This is a genomic window from Variovorax sp. YR752 (assembly GCF_943372545.1).
In genome coordinates, this window is sequence record NZ_CALRZC010000364.1 from 1 (window position 1) to 5,210 (window position 5,210).

Here is a 5,210-nt window from a genome sequence, read left to right on the forward strand (position 1 = left end):
CTCCGAGCAGGTGGCTGGGCCTGTCCCCACCACTGACCGCGACGATCGGCACCAGCGCCAGGTTGCGGTTGCCGTAGCCCAGCGTGAAGGTGCTGCCCTGTTCGGCGGTCGAGCCGGAGATGTCGAACCCGTAGGTGTCGGTGCGTGCGTAGACCAGCGGGCGCTGGTACGGCCTGTCGGTTCCCGGGGGCGGCGGCAATCGGGTCTCGGCGCCACCGGCGGGCAGGTTGCCAGGCGCAGGGCATGGCGTACGCGTGGCGAGGTGGCACTCGAAGCCCTGCGTGATGAGCTGCGCCGCCGCGCCGGTGGAGAACACCTGGCCGATCTTCACCGGGCTGTCCTTGTTCTCGGCGTCGGTCTTGAACACCGCGAACACCGACAGGGCATCGACCCTGTTGCCGGCCTGGCCGGTCATGGAGAAGGCCTGCGACGTGTGATCGACCACCGACACCGGCACCACCGCCAGGCTCTGGTTCTTCACGCCCAGCGAGACCGCGCCGCCGAGCGATGCGGTGTCGGCACCGAGCTTCAGGCCGACCGTCGTGCTGTCGGCAAACAGCAGCGGCGGATTGGAGGCGCACGCGCCGAGCAGCAGTGCGGCCGGCGTGAACAGCAGCAGCGATCGATGCGATGACATGGACGGACTCCTTGGCGTGTCAGGGCGAGGGGGTGGCGCGTGCCTCCAGCAGGCACACGCCGGCGAGTTGCTGGATCTGTTGCCGCGCGGCGGCGTCGAGCGTCGACGCATCGTCGATCCACAGCACCGCACGGCACTGCGGGCCGATCGCCGCAAAGCGCTGCCGCGCGTGACCGAGCACCAGGCCCAGCGGCGTCACCGACAGGCCCAGGCCGCTGAGCTGGCCGACCACCGCACGCTCCGGCGCGGCCAGTTCGACATGCAGCAGCCCGATGTGGCGGACCACCTTCACCTCGTCTTCGCCGGCATGCAGGTGCAGGCTCATGCAGCCGGACAGGCCGCTGCCAGCGCCCAGCGCAACGGCCCCCGCGAACGCCACTCGCCCGGCTCCTGTGAAGGTGATCGAGAAGCTGCGGCCCATGGGTTCACATTGGCCCATCGTGCGCGCCGCGACGCATCCTCAGGCGTGGGGAACAAGGGGCGCGCCCCGGGGCTGTCGCCCTGGCTCGACAATCCGGGCATGTCCGCTGCCCTGCCCACCGCCCCGCCCGCTGCCCACACCCACCGCCCGCTGGTCATCGCGCTGGCCGGCCTGCTCTCGCTGGCCATCGCGATGGGCATCGGCCGCTTCGCCTTCACGCCGCTGCTGCCGATGATGCTGCACGACGGCGTCACCGACCTGACCGGTGCCAGCTGGCTGGCGACGGCCAACTACCTCGGCTACTGGCTCGGTGCCATGGCCTGTGCATTGCAGCCGTGGCTGTGGCGGCGCCTCGCCCGCCCGGTGCCGCTGGCCCACACGGCGGCGGTGCGCACCGGCCTGGTGGCCACCGTGCTGCTGACCCTGGGCATGGCGCTGCCGGCCGCGGCGCTGTGGCCGCTGTGGCGGGCTCTGGCCGGCGTGGCCAGTGCGCTGGTGTTCGTCTACGTCTCCGGCTGGTGCCTGGCGCGGCTGAGCGCGCTGGGCGCACCGTCGCTGGCCGGGCTGATCTACGTCGGCCCGGGGCTGGGCATCACCGTCAGTGGCCTCGCGGCCAGCGCGATGGTGGCGCATGGCCTGACGGCCGCGATCGGCTGGGCGGTGTTCGCGTTGCTCGCAGCCGCGCTCACCGCGCTGGCCTGGCCGCAGTTGCGCGGTGCGGTCGCCGCGCCCTCGGCCGCAGCGGCGCAGGCCGACAGCCACCCCGGCGGCGCGGTGGCCGCGTTCACGCTGGCCTACGGCTTGGCCGGCTTCGGCTACATCGTGACGGCCACCTTCCTGCCGGTGATCGCGCGCCAGGCGCTGCCGGGCTCGATCTGGCTCGACCTGTTCTGGCCGCTGTTCGGTCTGGGGGTGTCACTCGGCGCCCTGCTGACGATCCGGCTGCCGACGCACCTCGACCGCCGCCACCTGCTGATGGCCTGCTACGGCATGCAGGCGGCCGGCGTGCTGCTCAGCGTGTGGTGGCCCAGCCTGGCGGGCTTTGCGCTGGGCAGCCTGCTGCTCGGCCTGCCCTTCACCGCGATCACGCTGTTCGCGATGCAGGAGGCGCGGCGCCTGCAGCCGCACAACAGCTCGGCGCTGATCGGCGCGCTCACCGCGGCCTATGGCCTCGGGCAGATCGCCGGGCCACCGATGGTGGCCTGGCTGCTGCGCCGCAGCGCCACGCCGGGCGCGGGCTTCGCACTGGCGCTGGAGATCGCCGCCGCTGCGCTGCTGCTTGGCTTGCTGATCTTCTGGGCGCTGGCGAGCCGCCACCCCGTCGACTGACGCCGGCCGGCCTCAGCAGCGCCCCGAACGCCGGCTGCGCGGCTGCAGCTTGTCGAGCTCGGCGATCTGCTGCTTGAGCAGGATCAGCAGGGTGCGCGCGTGCTCGACGGGCAGGCGCAGGCGGCTGTGGGCGGGCTGGTCGTCGCGCAGCGCGCGGGGCAGCACCAGCACGTCGGTGCCGAGCTCGATCATGCCCTTGTCGTGCCGGGCCGAGCTCAGGCGCTGGACTTCGATGTCGTAGGTCTTCACGGGTGGACTCTTGCGGTGGAGCGGTGCCGCATTGTCGCGGCACGCGCGGCACCCAGCGAACCTTGCGCTACGGCGTGCCCGCCGCCGCCCGCCGGCCGAGCGACAACGCCACGAAGTCGACGAAGGCCCGCACGCGGGCGGCGAGCTGGTGGCGCTGCGGGTAGACCGCGTAGAGGTCGGCATCGGGCGTGTGGAACTGCGGCAGCACCTGCACCAGCCGGCCGTTCTTCAGGTAGCGCTCGATGTCCCACTCGGCGCGCATCAGGATGCCGTGGCCGTCGAGCGCCCAGTTGACGGCGATCTCGCCGTCGTTGGTGGCCAGCCGGCCGCGCGTCTTGACGGCCTCGGTCGTCGCGTTCCTGCCGCGGCCACTGGTCAGGCGCCAGACACCGTAGGCCTCCTCACCCTGGCGGATGCCGATGCAGTGATGCCGGGTCAGGTCGTTCGGCACCCTGGGTGTCCCGTGCTTCGCGAGGTACGCCGGTGCCGCGCACAGCAGCCGGCGGTTCGGCGCGATGGGCCTGGCGATGATGCGCGCGTCCGGCGGCGCGCCGAAGCGGATGCAGACATCGAAGGAGTCGTCGGTCAGCGCCGGCGGGTTGACCGACAGCTGCAACTGCACTTCCACCTGCGGGTGCTTGCGCACGAAGCGCGAGATCAGCGGCGCCACGTGGCTGCGCCCGAAGCCCAGCGTCGCGTTCACGCGCAGCAGTCCCTTCGGCGTGGCCTTGGAGACGCCGAGCAGCTGCGCCATGTCGTCGATCTCGCCGAGGATGCGGCGCGCGTGCTCCAGGTACAGCTCGCCCTCGGGCGTCAGGCTCATGCGGCGCGTCGTGCGGTTGACGAGCGACAGGCCGACGCGCGCCTCCATCAGCGCCAGGTGCCTGCTGACGGCAGGGGTGGTGATGCCCAGCTCGCGCGCGGCCGCGCTCAGGCTGCCGGCACTGGCCAGCGCCGAGAAGAAGCCGAGGTCGCCCGGCTGGATGCCACTGCCCGTCGCTGCTGCGGTTCGCATCGATTGTTAGCTTCAGGTAAACGATGGATTCACTTTAGCGGTGAGTCGAAGGCCCGTCCACTTCCTACAGTCCCGTCACCGCCCAACCACTCCGACAGAGACACATCATGAAGACCTACTCGATCGCCACCATCCCCGGTGACGGCATCGGCCGCGAAGTCGTGCCCGCCGGCCAGCAGGCGCTGGAAGCGCTGGCCCGCACCAGCCGCACGTTCCGCTTCGCCTTCGAGAACTTCGACTGGGGCGGCGACCACTACCGTGCGCATGGCGTGATGATGCCGGCCGACGGACTGGACGCGCTGCGCGGCAAGGACGCGATCCTGTTCGGCTCGGCCGGCGACCCGCACATCCCCGACCACATCACGCTGTGGGGCCTGCGCCTGAAGATCTGCCAGGGCTTCGACCAGTACGCCAACGTGCGCCCGACGCGCATCCTGCCCGGCATCGACGGCCCGCTCAAGCGCTGCGGAGCGGACGACCTGAACTGGGTCATCGTGCGCGAGAACTCGGAAGGCGAATACGCCGGCGTCGGCGGCCGCGTGCACCAGGGCCACCCGATCGAGGCCGCCACCGACGTCTCGATGATGACCCGCGCCGGCGTCGAACGCATCATGCGTTTCGCCTTCAGGCTGGCCCAGTCGCGGCCGCGCAAGCTGCTGACCGTCATCACCAAGAGCAACGCGCAGCGCCACGCGATGGTGATGTGGGACGAGATCGCGCTGCAGATCTCGAAGGAGTTCCCCGACGTCACCTGGGACAAGGAACTGGTCGATGCCTCGACCGCGCGCATGATCAACCGCCCGGCCTCGCTGGACACCATCGTCGCGACCAACCTGCACGCCGACATCCTCAGCGACCTGGCCGCGGCGCTGGCCGGCAGCCTGGGTATCGCACCCACCGGCAACATCGACCCGGAGCGCCGCTACCCGTCGATGTTCGAGCCGATCCACGGCTCCGCCTTCGACATCATGGGCAAGGGCCTGGCGAATCCGGTCGGCACCTTCTGGTCGGTCGTGATGCTGCTGGAGCACCTGGGCGAGGTCGACGCCGCTCGGCAGGTGATGGCCGCCATCGAGCAGGTCACTGCCAACCCCAAGCTGCACACCCGCGACCTCGGCGGCAAGGCCACGACGGCCGACGTCACGCAGGCGGTGTGTGAACTGCTGGGCGCCGGCGCACAGCGCCAGGCTGCCTGAGACGACACCCCACTGGAGACAAGATGAAGATCACCCACAAGTTCAAGCGTCGTCAACTGATCCAGGCCGTGATCGTCGAGAGCAAGCCCGGCGCCGGCGCGACGCTCGGCGCGGACCACGTGGCCAAGGCCAAGGCGGACGGCTACACGCTGCTGGTCGGCGCGGTGCATCACACCATCGCGTCCAGCATCTACAAGACGCTGCCCTACGACGTCCAGAAGGACGTGGCGCCGGTCACCACGATCGCGCTGGTGGCCAACGCGCTGGTCGTCAACGCCAGCACGCCGGCGAAGACCGTGGCCGAGCTGGTCACGATCGAGTGAGGCGCGCGGGGTGAGCGCTCGTCGTCACGGCAAACGCGAT

6 protein-coding genes and 1 pseudogene are annotated in these 5,210 nt (G+C 70.9%); 3 read left to right on the plus strand and 4 right to left on the minus strand.

Translation table 11 applies throughout. The features are described from left to right. Together AAG801_RS40155 and AAG801_RS40160 are read right to left on the minus strand one after the other, a co-directional pair. Positions 1-637, minus strand: a 637-nt coding sequence (locus AAG801_RS40155; RefSeq protein WP_341893459.1) for a hypothetical protein, incomplete at its 3' end; no start/stop codon positions are given. Between the two features lie 19 nt (positions 638-656). Next, on the minus strand, positions 657-1,058 hold the full coding sequence (locus AAG801_RS40160; protein WP_341893460.1) for a hypothetical protein: 402 nt from the start codon (positions 1,056-1,058) through the stop codon (positions 657-659). Between the two features lie 99 nt (positions 1,059-1,157). On the opposite strand from AAG801_RS40160, the gene AAG801_RS40165 reads away from it, so the two are divergent. After that, positions 1,158-2,387 (plus strand): YbfB/YjiJ family MFS transporter, encoded by a 1,230-nt coding sequence (locus AAG801_RS40165; RefSeq protein WP_341893461.1) that lies wholly within the window; start codon positions 1,158-1,160, stop codon positions 2,385-2,387. A gap of 12 nt (positions 2,388-2,399) precedes the next feature. Here AAG801_RS40165 and AAG801_RS40170 read toward each other — a convergent pair whose 3' ends face one another. Beyond that, positions 2,400-2,636: a hypothetical protein gene (locus AAG801_RS40170; RefSeq protein WP_341893462.1), complete on the minus strand. Its 237-nt coding sequence runs from the start codon at positions 2,634-2,636 to the stop codon at positions 2,400-2,402. Positions 2,637-2,703: 67 nt separating this feature from the next. Then, a complete protein-coding gene (locus AAG801_RS40175) occupies positions 2,704-3,651 on the minus strand; it encodes a LysR substrate-binding domain-containing protein (protein WP_341893463.1) in 948 nt (315 codons plus the stop codon). Between the two features lie 107 nt (positions 3,652-3,758). On the opposite strand from AAG801_RS40175, the gene AAG801_RS40180 reads away from it, so the two are divergent. Further along, positions 3,759-4,847: a tartrate dehydrogenase gene (locus tag AAG801_RS40180; RefSeq protein ID WP_341893464.1), complete on the plus strand. Its 1,089-nt coding sequence runs from the start codon at positions 3,759-3,761 to the stop codon at positions 4,845-4,847. A gap of 47 nt (positions 4,848-4,894) precedes the next feature. Then, a pseudogene (locus tag AAG801_RS40185) lies at positions 4,895-5,164 on the plus strand (tripartite tricarboxylate transporter substrate-binding protein); the annotation flags it as partial. Between the last annotated feature and the right edge of the window lie 46 nt (positions 5,165-5,210).